Annotated in this window: 18 protein-coding genes, 1 tRNA gene and 1 pseudogene; 12 read left to right on the top strand and 8 right to left on the bottom strand. The window is 72.8% G+C overall.

All coding sequences use genetic code 11. The features are described from left to right. Positions 1 to 66: 66 nt before the first annotated feature. The 3 genes from CFRA_RS09510 to CFRA_RS09500 all read right to left on the bottom strand — a co-directional run bounded on the left by CFRA_RS09510 (position 67) and on the right by CFRA_RS09500 (position 4,223). Complete coding sequence (locus CFRA_RS09510; protein WP_075664463.1) at positions 67 to 2,049, bottom strand: ATP-dependent DNA helicase; 1,983 nt, start codon at positions 2,047 to 2,049, stop codon at positions 67 to 69. A gap of 22 nt (positions 2,050 to 2,071) precedes the next feature. Further along, positions 2,072 to 3,421 (bottom strand): nicotinate phosphoribosyltransferase, encoded by a 1,350-nt coding sequence (locus tag CFRA_RS09505; protein WP_075664462.1) that lies wholly within the window; start codon positions 3,419 to 3,421, stop codon positions 2,072 to 2,074. 82 nt (positions 3,422 to 3,503) lie between these two features. Continuing rightward, positions 3,504 to 4,223: a hypothetical protein gene (locus tag CFRA_RS09500; RefSeq protein WP_075664461.1), complete on the bottom strand. Its 720-nt coding sequence runs from the start codon at positions 4,221 to 4,223 to the stop codon at positions 3,504 to 3,506. 149 nt (positions 4,224 to 4,372) lie between these two features. Between CFRA_RS09500 and clpS the strand changes: the two genes are divergently transcribed. From clpS to CFRA_RS09480, 4 genes and pseudogenes are all read left to right on the top strand, one after another. After that, the gene (gene clpS, locus CFRA_RS09495; RefSeq protein WP_075664460.1) at positions 4,373 to 4,672 is read left to right on the top strand and encodes an ATP-dependent Clp protease adapter ClpS; all 300 of its coding nucleotides are present in this window, start codon (positions 4,373 to 4,375) and stop codon (positions 4,670 to 4,672) included. Between the two features lie 26 nt (positions 4,673 to 4,698). Next, on the top strand, positions 4,699 to 5,274 hold the full coding sequence (locus CFRA_RS09490; RefSeq protein WP_075664459.1) for a DUF2017 domain-containing protein: 576 nt from the start codon (positions 4,699 to 4,701) through the stop codon (positions 5,272 to 5,274). A 1-nt stretch (position 5,275) separates the two neighbouring features. Further along, entirely contained in the window at positions 5,276 to 6,226 is a 951-nt protein-coding gene (locus CFRA_RS09485; RefSeq protein ID WP_075664458.1) for a P1 family peptidase, read from the top strand. Between the two features lie 17 nt (positions 6,227 to 6,243). Continuing rightward, a pseudogene (locus tag CFRA_RS09480) lies at positions 6,244 to 6,792 on the top strand (rhomboid family intramembrane serine protease); the annotation flags it as partial. A 249-nt stretch (positions 6,793 to 7,041) separates the two neighbouring features. Here CFRA_RS09480 and CFRA_RS09475 read toward each other — a convergent pair. Then, the gene (locus CFRA_RS09475; protein WP_245797559.1) at positions 7,042 to 8,019 is read right to left on the bottom strand and encodes an aldo/keto reductase; all 978 of its coding nucleotides are present in this window, start codon (positions 8,017 to 8,019) and stop codon (positions 7,042 to 7,044) included. 139 nt (positions 8,020 to 8,158) lie between these two features. On the opposite strand from CFRA_RS09475, the gene murI reads away from it, so the two are divergent. The 4 genes from murI to CFRA_RS09455 all read left to right on the top strand — a co-directional run bounded on the left by murI (position 8,159) and on the right by CFRA_RS09455 (position 11,229). Then, on the top strand, positions 8,159 to 8,974 hold the full coding sequence (murI, locus tag CFRA_RS09470) for a glutamate racemase (protein WP_075664456.1): 816 nt from the start codon (positions 8,159 to 8,161) through the stop codon (positions 8,972 to 8,974). Positions 8,975 to 9,028: 54 nt separating this feature from the next. Beyond that, positions 9,029 to 9,799 carry an MBL fold metallo-hydrolase gene (locus CFRA_RS09465; RefSeq protein WP_075664455.1) on the top strand — a complete coding sequence of 257 codons (771 nt, stop codon included), beginning with the start codon at positions 9,029 to 9,031 and terminating at the stop codon, positions 9,797 to 9,799. Between the two features lie 64 nt (positions 9,800 to 9,863). Then, entirely contained in the window at positions 9,864 to 10,604 is a 741-nt protein-coding gene (rph, locus tag CFRA_RS09460) for a ribonuclease PH (RefSeq protein ID WP_075664454.1), read from the top strand. A gap of 4 nt (positions 10,605 to 10,608) precedes the next feature. Then, on the top strand, positions 10,609 to 11,229 hold the full coding sequence (locus CFRA_RS09455) for a non-canonical purine NTP pyrophosphatase (protein WP_075664453.1): 621 nt from the start codon (positions 10,609 to 10,611) through the stop codon (positions 11,227 to 11,229). 505 nt (positions 11,230 to 11,734) lie between these two features. Here the strand turns inward: CFRA_RS09455 and CFRA_RS09450 are convergent. The 3 genes from CFRA_RS09450 to CFRA_RS09440 form a co-directional block, all read right to left on the bottom strand. Next, on the bottom strand, positions 11,735 to 13,096 hold the full coding sequence (locus tag CFRA_RS09450; protein WP_156888002.1) for an HNH endonuclease signature motif containing protein: 1,362 nt from the start codon (positions 13,094 to 13,096) through the stop codon (positions 11,735 to 11,737). A 298-nt stretch (positions 13,097 to 13,394) separates the two neighbouring features. Next, positions 13,395 to 13,769: a DUF3817 domain-containing protein gene (locus CFRA_RS09445; protein ID WP_075664451.1), complete on the bottom strand. Its 375-nt coding sequence runs from the start codon at positions 13,767 to 13,769 to the stop codon at positions 13,395 to 13,397. A 125-nt stretch (positions 13,770 to 13,894) separates the two neighbouring features. Continuing rightward, positions 13,895 to 14,443: a hypothetical protein gene (locus CFRA_RS09440; RefSeq protein WP_075664450.1), complete on the bottom strand. Its 549-nt coding sequence runs from the start codon at positions 14,441 to 14,443 to the stop codon at positions 13,895 to 13,897. Positions 14,444 to 14,590: 147 nt separating this feature from the next. On the opposite strand from CFRA_RS09440, the gene CFRA_RS09435 reads away from it, so the two are divergent. From CFRA_RS09435 to thiE, 4 genes are all read left to right on the top strand, one after another. Next, positions 14,591 to 14,674: transfer RNA gene (locus CFRA_RS09435), tRNA-Leu, on the top strand. Positions 14,675 to 14,693: 19 nt separating this feature from the next. After that, positions 14,694 to 15,092, top strand: coding sequence for a holo-ACP synthase AcpS (gene acpS / locus CFRA_RS09430; RefSeq protein ID WP_075664991.1), 399 nt, complete (start codon positions 14,694 to 14,696; stop codon positions 15,090 to 15,092). 67 nt (positions 15,093 to 15,159) lie between these two features. Next, entirely contained in the window at positions 15,160 to 16,005 is an 846-nt protein-coding gene (gene thiM, locus CFRA_RS09425; RefSeq protein ID WP_075664449.1) for a hydroxyethylthiazole kinase, read from the top strand. Next, positions 16,002 to 16,685, top strand: a complete 684-nt coding sequence (thiE, locus tag CFRA_RS09420) for a thiamine phosphate synthase (protein WP_075664448.1) — start codon at positions 16,002 to 16,004, stop codon at positions 16,683 to 16,685. Before thiM ends, thiE begins: the two co-directional genes overlap by 4 nt. A 40-nt stretch (positions 16,686 to 16,725) precedes the next feature. Here thiE and CFRA_RS09415 read toward each other — a convergent pair whose 3' ends face one another. Beyond that, positions 16,726 to 17,376, bottom strand: coding sequence for a TetR/AcrR family transcriptional regulator (locus CFRA_RS09415; RefSeq protein WP_075664447.1), 651 nt, complete (start codon positions 17,374 to 17,376; stop codon positions 16,726 to 16,728). Between the last annotated feature and the right edge of the window lie 9 nt (positions 17,377 to 17,385).

The raw sequence follows: 17,385 nt of genomic DNA, 5'->3' as shown, positions 1-17,385 counted from the left end.
GCAACACTGCCACGGGGCACCGTGAGGGGGCCGCCACGGGGCCAGCGTCTGGCTCGGGGAGTGCGCCTACTTCTTGGCGCCGGTGACGAGGCGTTTGAGGGCGCCGCGGGCGACCTGCCCGTCGGTGGTCTCCCAGTAGCGGGGGATCGAGGCGCGCAGGAAGGACCCGTAGCGCTTGGTCACCAGGCGCGGGTCGAGCACCGAGACCACCCCGCGGTCGGTCACCGAGCGCAGCAGCCGGCCCGTGCCCTGCGCGAGCAGCAGCGCCGCGTGGGTGGCGGCGACCTCCATGAAGCCGTTGCGCCCGGCGGCGTCGGCGGCCTCCTTGCGCGCCTGCAGCAGGGGGTCGTCGGGGCGGGGGAACGGGATGCGGTCGATGATGACCTGCGAGCACGACGGCCCCGGCACGTCCACGCCCTGCCAGAGCGTCAGCGTGCCGAACAGGCAGGTGTGCTCGTCGGCGGCGAAGCGGTCGACGAGCGCGCCGGTGGCGTCGTCGCCCTGCAGCAGCACGTCGAAGGGCAGCCGCGGGCGCAGCGCATCGGCGGCCTGCCGGGCGGCCCGCTTCGAGGAGAACAGCCCGAGCGTGCGGCCCCCGGCGGCGAGGACGAGGTCGTGGATCTCGTCGAGCACGGTCTCGTCCAGGCCGGCCCGCCCGGGCAGCGGCAGGCTCTTGGCCACGTAGAGGATCGCCGAGCTCCGCGGGTCGAACGGCGTGCCCACGTCCAGGCTGTCCCAGGCACCCTTGGCCAGCCCCCAGGTCGCGGCCATCGCGTCGAAGCGCCCACCCAGCGCCAGCGTCGCCGAGGTCAGCACCACGGTGTTCTCCGCGAACAGGCGGCCGGCCAGCAGCTCGGCCACGGACAGCGGCGCCACGGTCAACGCCGCGCCCCGCCGCTCGTCGACGGCCAGCCACACCACGTCGTCCTGCTCGGTGGGGTCCTCGACCTCGAAGACGGTCAGGATGCGCACCAGCGCGTCGTGCAGTTCGAGCAGGTGGTTCGACAGGTTCATCCGCTCGGCGTGGCGCTCGGGGTCGTCGCTGGCCTCGCCCTGCGGCGCGTCGGCGACGTGGCCGCGCAGGTCCCACACGGCGTCGCGCAGCCCCACCAGCAGCGTGCGGGTGTGGTCGTCGACGCTGGTCCAGCGCCCGTCGCCGAGCGTGACGGCGTAGTCGGCCCACGCCTCGGCCGCCTCGACCAGCTCGGTGTCACCGCGCGCCTTCAACTTGCCGGCGCGCGTGGCGGCCTGCTTGAGCGCGGTGCCGGTGATCTGCTCGGTGGCCACCGACGTGATGCGCCCGTCGAGCTCGTGGGCCTCGTCGACGATCACCACGTCGTGCTCGGGCAGCACCGCCGCATCCGAGAGCGCGTCGATGGCCAGCAGCGCGTGGTTGGTCACCACCACGTCGACGTCGGCCGTGCGGGCACGGGCCAGCTCGGCGAAGCAGTCCTCCCCGTGCGGGCAGCGGTTGCGCCCCAGGCACTCCCGCGAACTGACCGACACGGTGCGCCACACCTTGTCCGGCACGCCCGGCTCGAGGTCGTCACGGTCGCCGGACTCGGTCTCCTGCGCCCAGTCGCGCACCCGCTTGACCTGCCGGCCCAGCCACCCGACGTCCGCCTCGTCCAGCAGGGCCTCGTCCTCGGGGGCGTCGGCGGCGGCGATCTTGTTCAGGCAAAGGTAGTTGCCCCGGCCCTTCTGGATCGCGAAGGTGGGCCGGTGCGGCAGCATCCCCTCGAGCGCGTCGGCCAGCCGCGGCAGGTCCCGGCCCACCAGCTGGCGCTGCAGCGCGATGGTGGCCGTGGAGACGACGACGGTGGTGCCCGTGGCCTGGGCGTGCCGGATCGCGGGCACCAGGTACGCCAGCGACTTGCCGGTGCCGGTGCCCGCCTGCACGGCGAGGTGCCGCTCGGCGTCGATCGCACCGGTGACCGCGTCCGCCATGCGCGCCTGGCCGGCGCGGCGGGAACCGCCCAGGGCGGCCACCGCGGCGTCGAGAAGCGAGGCGGTGGAGGGCAGCTCGGTTACGTCAGCGTCGTCGGACATGGACCCCGAGTCTAGCCGCGCGTCACTCCCGCGCGGTCTCCGGGAAGCCGACGAAGCGCACCGTGATGGCCGGCTCGTCGCGCGAGAGCGCCAGGCCCTCCCACGGCAGGGTGACCAGCTGGCCGGCGAGGTAGTCGCGCGACTCCTGCAGCGTCGGCTGGTCGGGCACGATCTCGCCGTCGCGCATCAGCGGCACGGTCAGCTCGCGGGCGTCGGCGTCGCCGACCTCCGGGTCCGCGGCGTCGAAGGGCACGACGATCTCCTCGATGGCGGTGCCGGTGGAGCGGTAGGTGCGCAGCGCGCGCTTGGTGCCGCCGGTCATGGCCTTGCCGCGGGAGCGCTTGGCCACCGGGTGGCCGTCGACCTCCACGAGCTTGTAGACCATGCCCATCGTCGGCGAGCCGGAGCCGGTGACCACGGAGGTGCCCACGCCGAAGGAGTCGACGGGGTCGCCGCGCAGGCCGGCGATGGAGAACTCGTCGAGGTCCGAGGAGACGACGACCTTCGTGTTGTAGGCGCCGAGCTCGTCGAGCTGCCGGCGCACGCGCCGCGTCATCGAGCCCAGGTCGCCGGAGTCGATGCGCACGCCGCCCAGCCCGGTGCCGGCGACATCGATGGCGGTGCGCACGCCCTGCGCGACGTCGTAGGTGTCGACCAGCAGCACCGTGTCCACACCGAGCGACTCGATCTGCGAGCGGAAGGCGCCGGCCTCGTCGGGGCGGCCGTCCTCGTCGACGTGCAGCAGCGTCCAGGCGTGGGCGGAGGTGCCGGCGGCCGGGATGCCGTAGCGGTGCGCGGCCTCGAGGTTCGACGTCGAGTCGAAGCCGGCGAGGTAGGCGGCGCGCGAGGCGGTCACGGCGGCGTACTCGTGGGTGCGCCGCGAGCCCATCTCCATGATCGGGCGGCCGTCGGCGGCGGTGACCATGCGCGCGGCGGCGGTGGCCACGGCGGAGTCGGCGTTGAGGATCGACAGCACGACGGTCTCGAGCAGCACGCACTCGGCGAAGGTGCCGCGCACGGTCAGGATCGGCGAGTACGGGAAGTAGAGCTCGCCCTCGCGGAAGCCGTCGATCTGGCCGCTGAAGCGGAAGTTGCGCAGGTACTCGACGGTCTCGTCGCTGAGGAAGTCGAGCGTGGCCAGCTGCTCCTCGGTGAAGTAGAAGTCGCGCACGGCCTCGAGCACCCTCGGGATGCCGGCGACCACGCCGTAGCGGCGCTCATTGGGCAGTTTGCGGGCGAAGACCTCGAAGGTCGCCTCACGGTGTGCGGTCCCGTCCCGGAGGGCGGCCTCCAGCATCGTCAGCTCATACATGTCGGTGAGCAGCGAGGTGGAGCGGTTGACGGGGAGGGAGGAGTTGTTCGGCTCAGCCATGACCCCACCCTAGTACCCGTGACCTCGCCCACGTACCGGCTAACCCCTTTCGCGTCGGAACGCGCCGGAACGCGGCGGCCGGTCAGTCGGCGGTGTGCACCTCGTAGAAGTCGTCGGTGCGGGTGATCTGACCCTCGGAGTCGACCCAGAGACGGTCGCCGTCGATGTAGATCGTGGTCGCCCTCGTGGTCATCTCGAAGTAATCGTCGCCGGAGTGCCGCGTGACCTCGGTGCGCCAGGGCCCCTGCCCGAAGTTGTCGAGGTAGTACAGCCCGGAGCCGCCGTCGCAGATGAGCACCTCACCGGCCGACGCCTGCGCGGCGTAGACCCACCGGTCGCCGTTCTGGCAGCTCATGCCGCCGTCGAAGCCGGTGCGGGACATGCCCTCGGGCACGTCCGTGGCGCGGGTGCTGCTGCTGGTGGTGGTGCTCTTGCTTGACGACGCCGCGGTGCTCGGCGCCCCGTGCGTCGTGGTGCCCACGGTGCTCAGTTCCGCCTGCCCGGCGGTGGAGGCGTCGGTGTCGTCGCTCTCCCAGGGGCGCAGCAGGGCGAGGGCGGCGCCGAGGCCGATCAGGGCGAGCACGGCGACGGCGATGAGCACGGCGAAGCCGGCGCGGCGGCCGCGGGAGCCGCCGTCGTCGGGCTGCTCGGGCTGCGGCGGCACCTGGTACCCGCCCGGGTAGCCGCCGTCGTACTGCCCGGGGAAGACCTGCTGCGGCCGCTGCGGCCGCTGCGGCTGCTGCGGCTGCTGCGGGCCGTCGCCCCAGGAGTCGGGGTACCGGCCGCCGTCGTTCTGGGGCATCGTCTTCTCCTTCGGGCTCGGGGCGGGGTCGCAGGCATGATGCTACCCGGGCCCGGTGCGCGACCGACGCGGCCGGCTGCCCCGGGGCGCCGGGCATGACTAGGCTGTGGGACATGGAACGGCCGTCGATGCGATACCGGGAGACACTGATGGGTTCACCCATGGCCACCCCCGAGGTGGACGAGGAGATCGAGGTCGACGTCGCCACCTCGGAGAACCTGCCCTGGATGTGCATCGTCTGGGACGACCCGGTCAACCTGATGAGCTACGTGACCTACGTGTTCCAGACGGTGCTGGGCTACGGGCGCAAGCGCGCCACGGAACTGATGATGCAGGTGCACACCGAGGGCCGGGCCGTCGTCTCCTCCGGGGAGCGCGACAAGGTCGAGGGCGACGTGAAGAAGCTCCAGGTCGCCGGCCTGTGGGCGACGATGCAGCAGGCCGGCTGAGGCGCGAGGAAGGCAGAGCAGCAGACATGCAGGACTGGCGCAGGAAGAAGGGGCTCATGCGTGCCCCGCGCTACCACACGGTCTTCGACCCGATGGAACGTGAGGTGCTGGGCAACCTGGCCTCGACGCTCGGCGAGGCGCTGATGGAGCGCGTGCGCTCGGCGCCGAAGGACGAGCTGGCCGAGATGACGGGCATGCCCTCCGGCCACCGCGAACCGCCGCAGGACCCGGGCCTGGCCCGGCTGCTGCCGAACTTCGCCCGCGAGGGCGACGAGGAGTTCGACGGCGACAACCAGCTGCTGCGCTCGCTGCACGAGAATGACATCACCCGCGCGAAGCTGGAGAACCTGCAGGCGGTGACGGGGGCGCTGGGCCCGGACGGCGGGGTGGACGTCACCCTCGACGAGTCCGAGGCGCGCGCCTGGGTCGCCGCGCTCAACGACATCCGCCTCTACGTCGCCGCCGGCAACGGGCTGGCCGGCTCGGGACTCGAGGGCACGGAGGTCGTGCCGGGTGAGGCGGCCACGGTCGAGGCGGAGCGCCTCGTCGAGTGGCTGGCCTACAACCAGGAGTCCCTCCTGACGGCCCTGACGGGGGAGTGAGATGACCGGTTCGCTTGTCGACGTCCCGGGTCTCGCCGTCGGGCATGCAAGTCTCGGTGACACCGGGGTCACCGTGGTGCGGGTGACCGACCCCGCCGGCGCCGTCGCCTCCGTCGACGTGCGCGGCGGCGGGCCCGGCACCCGCGAGACCGACCTGCTGGCCCCGGAGAACACCGTCGAGCGCGTCCACGCGGTCGTGCTCGGCGGCGGTTCGGCCTTCGGGCTGGCCGCCGCGGACGGCGTGATGCGCGCCCTGGCGGAGCGGAACATCGGCTTCGCGCCGCTGGGGGAGGGGCACCCCGCCCGGGTGCCGATCGTGCCGGCGGCCGTGATCTTCGATCTCGCGGTCGGTTCGGCCGACCACTTCCCGTCCCCGGCGGACGGGCGCGCCGCGCTGGCCGACAGCGTGGACAACCACTCCGACGCCCGCGGCAGCGTGGGCGCTGGCTGCGGGGCGAGCGCCGGGCGGCTGCGCGGCGGTTTCGGCCAGGCGGCCGTGACCGTCGGCGAGCACACGGTGGCCGCCGCGGTGGTGGCCAACCCGGTCGGCGAGGTCGTCGACCCGGTGACGGGCCGGTTCTGGGCGGACGAGGACCGCGCGCCGGCGGACCCGGCCCGCATGGCGGTGCTGCAGGCGCCGGACGGTTCGCTGAACACGACGATCGGCGTGGTCGCCACCGACGCCCCGCTGACCAAGGCGCAGGCGCGCCGGGTGGCCATGGTCGCCCACGACGGCATCGCCCGGGCGGTGCGCCCGGCGCACTCGCCGTTGGACGGCGACACCCTCTTCGCGCTCTCCACCGCTCCTGTCGCCGCCGGCCTGGACCCGGTGGCGCTGGCGCGCATCGGCGAGGCCGGGGCGGAGGCCGTCGCGGCCGCTATCGTCGACGCCGTCGCCAATGCGGCGCCCGGCGGCGAGCTGCCGGTCACCGCCTACGAGGAGCTGCTGTGAGGCGGGCTCCGTCGAACCTGCGCACGGGGCTGGCCTGCGCCGTCGGCTACCTCGTGGTCATCTGGGCGGTGCACCTGATCAACCTGTTCTTCTTCGGCGGCAGCCTGGTCGCGCTGGGCATCCACCCGCTCGACCCGTCGAGCCTGTGGCACATCGTCACCGCGCCGGTGCTGCACGCGGACTTCTCGCACCTGACGTCGAACTCGGTGCCCGGGGCGATCTTCGCCTTCCTGGTGGGGCTGTCCGGCCGACGGGCCTTCTGGGAGGTCACGGCCTTCGTCGTGGTCGTCGGCGGGGCCGGCACCTGGTTCTTCGGCGGGGTGGGCACCAACCACATCGGCGCCTCGATGCTGGTCTACGGCTGGCTGGTCTACCTGCTCGTCCGCGGCGTCTTCAACCGCTCGCTCGGCCAGATCGCGCTCGGGGTGGTGCTGTTCATCTCCTACTCGGGGATTCTGTGGGGCGTGCTGCCCGGCACCCCGGGGATGTCCTGGCAGGCGCACCTCTTCGGGGCGATCGGCGGCGTGCTCGCCGGGATGATCATCACCTCCGACGACCCGCGCCCCTCATCCGGTCGCGGCATCGGTAACGGTTCCGTCGGCAACCTCGGTACTGGCCAGCAGGGCTTCGGCGGCCAGAGCTTCGGAACCCAGGGGCCCGGTTCCGCCGGTACCTTCGGCACCGGCTGGTCCGGCCGAGTCTGACCACAGGGAGCGTTACGTGGCGGTACCTCAGCCGTACTTGCTGTCGGGCCGGCCCCCGTTTGTAGTGCGGACGAAGCAGCGCCCACAAGCGTCGGGGTGCGGCACCGCAGGTCAGGCGTAGGGGTCGCTGACCGCGTCCAGCGAGGTGACCTCCGCCGGGCTGAGCTGCAGGCCCGCCACGGCCACCAGGGCGTCGAGCTGAGCCGTCCGCGAGACCGAGGCGATCGGCGCCGTCGCACCCTTCGCCCGCAGCCAGGCCAGCGCGACGGTGGGCACCTCGACGTCGTGCATCGCCGCGACCTGCTCCAGGCGCGCGACCACCCGCAGCGCCTCCGGGGTCACCATGCCCTCGGTGAACCGCGAGCGGGCCGTGCCCGCCACGTCCGCCGCGCTGCGGTACTTGCCCGTCAGCACGCCGGAGGCCAGCGCGAAGTAGGGGAAGACCCCGGGGCGGTACTGCTCGACGACCGGGCGCAGCTCGGTCTCGTACTCCGCACGGTGCAGCAGGTTGTAGTGCGGCTGCACCGCCACCGGGAACGCCGGGGTGCCCCGGGAGACCCGGAAGAACTCACGCATCCGGTCCGCCGGGTAGTTCGACAGGCCCACGTGGCGGATCTTGCCCGCCTCGACGAGCCCGGCCATCGTCTCCACCTGGTCCTCGACCGGCACCTGCGGATCGTCGGCGTGCAGGTAGTACAGCGGGATCGTCTCCAGGCCCAGCCGGCGCAGCGAATCCTCGCAGCCGGCGGTCACCGCCGCGGCCGTGACCGTGTCATTCGGCGGCAGCTTGCCCACCTTCGTGGCCACCACGACCTCGTCGGCGCAGCCACGCTCGGCGAGCCACGCACCGATGACCTGCTCGCTCTCGCCACCCGAGAGGCCCTCGCCCCACCGGGAGTAGACGTCGGCGGTGTCGATGAAGTTGCCGCCCGCCTCGCGGTAGGCGTCCAGGATCTCGAAACTCGTGGCCTTGTCGGCGGTCCAGCCGAAGGTGTTGCCGCCCAGGTTCAGGGGGAAGACCTCCAGGTCGGAGGCACCCACCTTCACGCGGGCCGGGTCAGGGGCGGAAGTGGGGTTCGACGTGTTCACGCCCCCGATCGTAACGGCGCACGGCGGGACGTGCCCGTACTCCGAGAACCCGTCACGTCGACCGCGGGACGCCCAAGCAACGCAACCGCGCGACGGGCGCGACGTCGGCAATTGAACGCCCGCGATAGGATCGGGGGCCGTGAACGACACCAGCGCACCCATCGGCATCTTCGACTCCGGCCTCGGCGGGCTGACGGTGGCGCGCACCATCGTCGACCAGCTGCCCAACGAATCCGTGGCCTACATCGGCGACACCGCGCACGCCCCCTACGGCCCGCGCCCCATCGCCGAGGTGCGCCGGCTCGCCGCCGACATCGCCGACGAACTCGTCGGCCGCGGCTGCAAGGCGCTCGTCATCGCCTGCAACACCGCCTCCTCGGCCTTCCTGCACGACGCCCGCGAGCGCTACGACGTGCCCGTCATCGAGGTCATCCGGCCCGCCGTGCGCCGCGCCGTGGCCACCACGCGCAACGGCAAGGTCGGCGTGATCGGCACCCGCGGCACCATCAACTCCGGCGCCTACCAGGACCTCTTCTCCGTCACCCCCGGCATCGAGGTCACCGCCGCCGCCTGCCCCGCCTTCGTCGACTTCGTCGAACGCGGCGTGACCTCCGGCCGCCAGATCCTCGGCGTGGCGGAGGGCTACCTCGCGCCGCTGCAGGCCGCCGGCGTCGACACGCTCGTGCTCGGCTGCACGCACTACCCGCTGCTCTCCGGCGTCATCCAGCTCGCCGTCGGCGACGACGTCACGCTCGTCTCGTCGGCCGAGGAGGCCGCCAAGGACACGCTGCGTGCCCTCGCCGAGCACGACCTCTTCCGTGACCCCGAGGTCGACGGGCCGCCCACGCGCACCTTCGAGTCCACCGGCGACCCGCGCACCTTCGCCGCCCTCGCGCACCGCTTCCTCGGCCCCGAGCTGGCGCAGGTGCGCGAGACCGACATCGCCTGGAGCTGACCCGGCGGGGCGGGGCGTTCGAAATATTTTGCCGGGCGTGGCACTGTTGAGTGCATGAGGTTGACCATCCTAGGAAGCTCGGGCAGTCTGGCAGCGCCCGACAACCCCGCCTCCGGCTACCTCCTCGAGGTCGACAACGCGCCGGGGGTGGTCCTCGACCTGGGCCCCGGCACCCTGGCCCGGTTGCAGAGCTTCATCGACCCGGCCAGCGTGCACGTGCTGTTCTCGCACCTGCACGCCGACCACTGCCTCGACTTCCCCTCGCTGATGGTCTGGCGCCGCTTCCACCCGGACGCCCCGGCGGTCGCGCGCAGCCTGCTCTACGCGCCCAAGCCCGCGCCCGTCTTCTTCGGGCGGCTGTCCTCCGACGACCAGCCCGACGGCGTCGACGACCTCTCGGACACCTTCGCGTTCACGCCGTGGCGCGCGCACGAGCCCGAGATCGTCGACCGTGTCACCGTCACGCCCTACCCGATGGTCCACCCCGTCGAGGCCTACGCGCTGCGCGTCGAGGAGCACACCACGGGTGCCACGCTGGCCTACTCCGGCGACACCGCCTACAACGACCAGCTCGTCGAGGCCGCCCGCGACGTCGACCTGTTCCTGTGCGAGGCCAACTGGGGCACCGACGCCGGCGACGACGTGCCCGGCATGCACATGAACGGCGCCGAGGCCGGCCGTGCCGCGCGCCTGGCCGGGGCGAAGCGCCTGGTGATCATCCACGTGCCGCCGTGGGTGGACAAGCAGGCCACCGTGGCGGCGGCCGCGGAGGAGTTCGGCGGGCCCGTCGAGTTCGGCGAGCCCGGCACCGTCTACACGGTCTGAGCCGTCCGGGCCGCCCCGGGCCCGGCGCGGCCCGCGCGGGGGTGCGGCGCGGTAGCCTGGGCGCATGAGTTTCACGCAGAGCTACCGCCGCGCCGACGGGCGCGCCCAGGACGAGATGCGCCCGGTGCGCATCACCCGCAACTTCACCTCGAACCCGGCCGGCAGCGTGCTCGTCGAGTTCGGCGAGACGCGCGTGATGTGCACCGCGTCGGTGGAGGAGCGCGTGCCGCGCTTCAAGAAGGACTCCGGCGAGGGCTGGCTGACCGCCGAGTACGCGATGCTGCCGGCCGCCAGCAACGAGCGCATGCCGCGCGAGTCCGTCAAGGGCAAGCTCAAGGGCCGCACCCAGGAGATCTCGCGCCTGATCGGCCGCTCCCTGCGCGCCGCGGTGGACCTCTCCGAGCTCGGCGAGAACACCATCCAGATCGACTGCGACGTGCTGCAGGCCGACGGCGGCACCCGCACCGCGTCGATCACGGGCGCCTACGTGGCGCTGGCCGACGCGATCAAGGAGCTCAAGACCCGCGGCGTGGTGCCGGGCAACCCGCTCAAGGAGCCGGTCGCGGCCGTGTCCGTGGGTCTGATCGAGGGCCACGTCTGCCTGGACCTGCCCTACGAGGAGGACTCCCGCGCCGAGGTCGACATGAACGTGGTGATGAACTCCGAGGGCCAGTTCGTCGAGATCCAGGGCACCGGCGAGGAGGGCACCTTCACCCGCGAGCAGCTGGGGCTGTTCCTCACCGTCGCGGAGAAGGGCTGCCGCGAGCTGGTCGAGGCGCAGCGCGCGGCGCTGGCCGAGGACTGAGCGCATGCGTCTGCTGGTCGCCTCGAACAACCCCAAGAAGCTCGCCGAGCTGCGCCGGATTCTCGACGCCGCGGGGCTCGACCATGTCGAGCTCGTCCCGCTCGCCGAGGCGCCGGCCTACCCGGAGCCGGTGGAGACGGGCCGCACGTTCGCGGACAACGCGCTGATCAAGGCGCGCGCGGGTGCGGCGGCGACGGGTCTGGTCACCGTGGCCGACGACTCGGGCCTGGCCGTCGAGGAGCTCAACGGCATGCCGGGTGTGCTCTCGGCGCGGTGGTCGGGCGGTCACGGCGACGACGCCGCGAACAACTCGCTGCTGCTGGCGCAGATGGGCGACGTCCCGGATGAGCGCCGTGGCTGCGCCTTCGTCTCCGTGTGCGCGCTGGTGACCCCGGATGGCGAGGAGACGCTTTCCGAGGGCCGCTGGGAGGGCCGGCTGCTGCGTGAGCCGGTCGGGGAGAACGGATTCGGCTACGACCCGCTCTTCGTGCCCGCGGAGGAGGATGCGGCGGGTTCCTCGCCGCGTTCGTCGGCGCAGCTGAGCGCGGAGGAGAAGGACGCGCTGTCGCACCGTGGCAAGGCGCTGGCCGGTCTGGTCGACGCCATCGCGCGCCTGGCCGGCTGAGCCGCTCTCAATTTCCGACGCCCCGCATCCCCACGGTTGCGGGGCGCTCTTGCGCGGTGCGTCGGGGCATGTCGAATCGCCCGGCCGGTGCGCAGGGTCTTGTGATTCGAAGGCGGTGACCGGCGTGATCCGCCTGCCGTGCCGTGCCTGGGCGGGAGCGGAGAGGGCTGATCGGGCTACTCCGGCGGCTGCGTCCGGGGCATTCCTCGTGAGGGCATGCCGAATTACCCGGCCGCGTGCCGGGTTCTGTGATTCGAAGGCGGTGACCGGCGTGATCCGTCTGCCGTGCCGTGGCTAAGCGGGAGCGGAGAGGGCTGATCGGGCTACTCCGGCGGCTGCGTCCGGAGCATTCCGCGCGAGGGCACGCCGAATTCCCCGGCCGGTGCGCCGGGTCCTGTGATTCGAAGGCGGTGAACGGCGTGATGGCGGCAGCGAGGACCCCCACGCGCTACCGCGAGTGGGCGGGACTGCCGGTCAGCCCAGGCGGGGCGGGTGTTTCGGCGGTTTAAGCGGCCCGGGCGGTGCGGCGGGCGGCGTGCTCGGCCATCATCCGCCGCGCCAGAGTCGGCGTGGCATCCCGCTGCTTCCGACCACCCGGCAACACCCGGTAGACGTCCAGACCGTCGCGTTCGATCCGACCGTGACGGACCGGGCCTTCCGGATCGTCGTCGTTGGCGGCGTTGTGGTACTTGCACAGCGGCGTCAGGTTGTTGATGTTGGTCATGCCGCCACGTGCCCAGGAGGTGTCGTGGTCGGCCTGGCAGAACTCCGCCGGCTGGTTGCACTCCGGATGGGCACACACCCCGAAGGTGGCGCCGAGCATCGTGCGCTGCTTGCCGTTGGCGAACCGGCTTGTCCGGTACAGGTTGCTCGGGCCCTCGGTCGGGTGGACGAGCATGATCATCGAGTTGTCGTCGAAGATCATCTCCGGGATGCGCGTCGGGATCTCCGCGGCGAACAGTTCCAGGTCCGCAGCGTCCTCGGCGTTCTCGGCGTCGGTGTCCGGGACGGGAACCAGTTGGCCGCCGGGCCGGAGGCCAGCCAGGTTTCCGGTTGCCTGGTCGCGGTGTCCCCGCGAATCATCAGTGCCGGCGTCCGCCGCGGTGGCGGCTTCGGCTTCGTCGCCGGGCTCTGCGGCGGGGCGGGTGGTGCCCGCCTGGCGCAGCAGGCGCTGAAGGAACTCCGAGCCCGTCATTCGCGAGCCATCCGAGGCGACCAACTCGATGTCGTCGCCCCGGCCGTCCTCGATGCGCACCGCCTCATCCAGACTCAAGCCCACCACCGGGCGCAGCACCGACTGCGGGAAGCCCCGGGTGAGCATGTCGGCGAAGGCCTCACCGCAGGCCATAGCGTCCACGTTGTCCTCGCCGACGAGCTTCGCCGCCGCGGTGTGGGCCGCGTGGCGAAGCGCTCCGATCTCCGCCGACGGACCGCGGAACAACAGTCCCTGCCCCTTGGTCTTGGAGTTGATGAACTGCAGGCTACGGGTCTGCGGGACGGGCTCAGCCGGCCCGTTGTACTCGTCGAGTAGCTGCTGGCAGGCCTTGCGTACCTCGTCGTGGGTGCCAGCGGTCCGGCAGGCCCGGGTGCGGAAGCCCCAGGCGCGGCGTTGGTTTTTCACCTTCGCGGCAAACGACTCGATCATGTCGAGGGTGACGATGGAGTGGCCGTTGTCCCGGGCGGCCTGAATGGCGTTGGTCTTCGCGGAGGTCTCTGGGAAGTACTCGCGGGCCACCCGCGCGATCTTCTGCGCGTCCATCGGAAGGACGCCTAGGTCGATGAGTTGGTGTTTGCTCATGCCTCGGGCGGCCTCGGCGAGGCCTATGCCCCGGCGGGTGACCGTGATGAGTTGGTCGAGCAGGTTCATGTCCCCCAGCATGACGGGCCCGCAGACAGCACGCGAGAGTACGTTGCGGCGTCTGTGGAGCGCGGGGAGCGGTCCACAGGCGGCCCTCCGGGCCGGCGCACGGGGGCGGCGACTTCTGGTACGGGCCCCGGGATAGCGGGAGAAAGCACGCGCACAGGAATTGGTACAGCGCGCATGACCAGGTGCACCTGTGACGCCCAGGTGGGACAGGACCGGGGCGCGGGAGTGCAACGACCGCGCCCACGCACCCACCGGGAGGGAACCGCGGGGGTGCGGGAGGGGACGTCGGAAAGCGGGGTCAGCGCTCGTTGAGCTGGAACTTCTCCGTGACCTCGCGGCGGCGCCAGTGCTCGACGAAGAAGGACAGCAGCGGCACCACGCCCGAGATCGCCGTGACCACCCACGTCGCCGGCTTCCAGCGGGCCTTCAGACCCAGGTTCAGCGTCGCGATGACGAACGCGATGTAGGCCCAGCCGTGCAGGATGGCCACCCACGTGGCCCAGGAGGGCATGTCCATGTGCAGCACGTATTCGGCGATCATGCGCGCGCACAGGAGCAGCAGCATGCAGCCGGTCACCCAGGCCGCGACGGAGAAGATGGTCAGGGCCTGGCGCACGCGGCGCTTGCGCTCCGGGTGGACCTTCGGGCGGGGCTTCTCGGCGGGTGCCGTCATGGGGTCAGTCTCCTGGTCTCGGTGATGTCTCGGTCATGCTCTCGGTCGGTGGCGCGGAGCGCTGCCGCCCCGCCCATGAGTGGTCGAATCCGGTCGCGCGTCGGTTCCCGGCGCCGGCCCCAGCGTCAGTCGCGGGCGCGCCGGTCCGGGTCGCCGGCGAGGTCGGCGAGCCCCGAGAGGTCCTCGCCGCCGCGGCGCCGCCGGTTGAGCCGGTTGAAGTCCTCGACGTCCAGGTTCGGGCGCTCGGGCAGGAACTGCGCGACCTCCTCGGAGGCGGTGTCGTCGAACTCGGCGGCGTCCGCGGCGTAGAGGCGGTCCATTTCCGGGTCCGAGCTGCCCGTCGGGGCGCCGTCCGTGCCGTCCGGGTCCGCGTCCGCGGCGTCGCCACCGGTGCCGTCGGCGTCCCCGCGCTCCGCGGCGTCGAGGGCCGCGTTGTCCGCGTCGATCTTCTCGTTCTCGTACTGCAGGAACTTGCGGTAGGCGTAGACGAAGAAGGCGCCGAACATCGGCCACTGGAACGCGTAGCCGAGGTTCTGGAACGTGCCCGAGCCGGACTGGAAGCGGGTCCACTGCCACCAGGCCAGCGCGATGGTGCACACCACGGCGATCGCGAGGAAGACGACGTGCGTGAAGCGGACCCGCACGTGCTGCCGTCTCTTCCTCTCGCCACTCATGACTGTCCAGGATACCCGGATGCATCAAAAGGCGGAAAGCGCCGCCAGTGTCGCCGGGCCCCTGCTTCCGCCGCCCGGTGGCCGGGAAACCCGCCCGCCGGGCAGCGCGGTCCACCGTGCGCGGGCCCCGTTATGATGGACGCCTGCGCGCCCGTGGCGGAACTGGCAGACGCGCTGGATTTAGGTTCCAGTGTCTTTGACGTGGGAGTTCGAGTCTCCCCGGGCGCACCAGTGCAACAATGGCAACATGTTGACCATCGGCACCGACCTGGTGCACGTGCCCGCCTTCGCCGCCCAGCTGGCGGTCCCCGGCAGCCGGTTCGGGCGCGTCTTCACCGCCGCCGAGCAGCGCCGCGCCGCCGGCCACGTCGACCGCGACGCCCACCTGGCCGGCCGCTGGGCCGCCAAGGAGGCCTTCATCAAGGCCTGGTCGCAGGCCCTCTTCGCCCACCCGCCCGCCATCGCCGCCGACGAGGTCGACTTCGCCGAGGTCGAGACCGTCGCCGACGCCTGGCACCGCCCCGCCTACCGCCTCCACGGCGCCGTCGCCGAGGCGGCCGCCGCGAGCCTCCCCGACGGGTGGCGCGCCGAGCTGAGCATCAGCCACGACGGTGACTACGCCGTCGCCCAGTGCCTGCTGCACGCGTGACCGGTGCCGGACCGGCGCCTGCTCCACGGCCGGGAACCGCCAACCCTGCGGGGTACCCTTGGCAGCCATGACCGACACCTCCGACATCGCCCCCGGCCTCGACGCCGAGGAGCTGGCCGCCACCTTCGCCGAGGTCCGCGCCAACGGCCCCCTCGTCCAGTGCATCACCAACACCGTGGTCACCAACTTCACCGCCAACGCGCTGCTCGCCGCCGGCGCCGCCCCGGCGATGGTGGACATCGTCGGCGAGGCCGGCGACTTCGCCCGCGTGGCCGGCGGCGTGCTGGTCAACCTGGGCACGCCGACCCCGGAGCAGCGCACCGCCGCCCGCGAGGCCGTCGCCGCCGCCGGCGAGGCCGGCACCCCCTGGGTCCTCGACCCCGTCGCCGTCGGCGCGCTGCAGGTGCGCACCGAGCTGGCCGCCGAGCTCGTCGAGAAGCACCCGGCGGCCGTGCGCGGCAACGCCTCCGAGATCCTCGTGCTCGCGGGCACGGGCGCCGGCGGGCGCGGCGTGGAGTCCACCGACACCCCCGAGGCGGCCCGCGCGGGCGCCGAGGAGCTGGCCCGGCGCACCGGCGCCGTCGTCGCCGTCTCCGGCGAGCGCGACCTGATCACCGACGGCGAGACGACCGTGCTGGTCAGCGGCGGCGACGCCCTGCTGACCCTGGTCACCGGCGCCGGCTGCGCCCTCGGCGCCCTGGTCACCGCCTTTGTCGCCGGCCGCGGCGGCCACTCCGTGCTCACCGCCGTCACCGCCGCCCACGTCGCCTACGGCCTGGCCGCCGAGCGCGCCGCCGAGGAGGCCGACGGCCCGGGCAGCTTCGCCGTCGCGCTTCTCGACGCCCTGCACAACCTGCGGCAGGACGACGTCGCCGCCGGCGCCCGCGTCGAGGTCCTGGAGCCCGCCGAATGAGCGACGAACGCGAAGTCAACCGTGCCGCAGCGGCCCGCGGCATCTACCTCGTCACCGACCGCGCCCAGTGCGGCGCCCGCGGCGTCGTCGAGACCGTGCGCCAGGCCGTCGACGCCGGGGTGACCACCGTCCAGCTGCGCGACAAGGACGCCACCGACGAAGAGATCCTCGCCTGCCTGCGCGAGCTCGCCCCGGTCACCGCCGGGCGCGCCGTGCTCGTCGTCGACGACCGCCTCGACGCCGTCGTCGCCGCGCGCCGCGAGCACCTCGCCGTCGACGGGGTGCACCTCGGCCAGTCGGACACCTCCGTGGCCGTCGCCCGCGCCGCCCTGGGCCCCGACGCCGTCGTGGGGCTGACCGCCGACCGCCCCGAGCACCTCGAGGCGCTGGCCGAGCTGCCCGCCGGCACCGTCGACTACCTGGGCGTCGGCGCCGTCCACCCCACGGCCACCAAGGCCGACGCCCCCGAGGCGTTCGGGGTGGCCGGTTTCGCCGACTTCGCCGCCGCCGCGCCGTTGCCGTGCGTGGCCATCGGCGGGGTGAAAATTGCCGACGTCGCGCCCCTGCGCGCCGCGGGTGCCTGCGGCGTCGCCGTGGTCTCGGCGATCTGCGCCGCCGACGACGCCCGCGCCGCGGCCGCCGAACTCGTCGCCGCATGGGCGAGCGCGGACGCGCGCTGAGCGCGCACGGGCGACCGACGGGACGTCGGCAATTGGACGCCTAAGCGCCGGCGACGGTGAACAGGTACGCCACGAGCATGCGCTTGGTCTCGGCGACCACGGCGTCGACGTCTGCGTCGGTGCGCTCGGGCGCGCCCACGGCGTAGTTGAGCAGCGAGACCACCGTGTGCACGAGCACGCCGGCGAGTTTGCGGCGCTCGGCACGCGGCACCCCGTGGGCCAGCGGGCCGAGCACCCCGGCGATCAGGTCGAGCATCTCGCGCTCGGTGTCCGCGGCCGTCGCACGCGTCGCCGGCGTCGACTGCACCGCGTGCCAGACCGCGCGGCGCGAGGGGTCGCGCACCCACAGCTCGGCGAGGTGGTCGATGAAGTCCTCGAGCACCACCGGCCACTGCGGGGTGGGCACCTGCTCGGAGAAGGACCGCAGCGCGGCGACCGTGGCGTTGGTGTCCTCGCGGTCGAGCTCGCAGACCATCGCGTACTTGTTGGCGAAGAACTGGTAGATCGTGCCGATCGGCACGTCGGCGCGCTTGGCGACCTCGTCGAAGGTGAAGGACTCGAAACCGGACTCGACGAGCACGCCGCGCGCGGCGGTGAGGATCCGGGAGAACCGCTCCCGGCTGCGCGCCTGGGCGGGACGCCGACGCGGACGCAGGATCTCCTCGCCCGCCGGGGCGTTCGCCGTGCTCACCGTCCGGGT

This window comes from Corynebacterium frankenforstense DSM 45800, from assembly GCF_001941485.1.
Lineage (GTDB): Bacteria > Actinomycetota > Actinomycetes > Mycobacteriales > Mycobacteriaceae > Corynebacterium > Corynebacterium frankenforstense.
The sequence above is the reverse complement of the archived record's forward strand: the minus strand, read 5'-3'. Positions and strand labels throughout refer to the sequence as shown.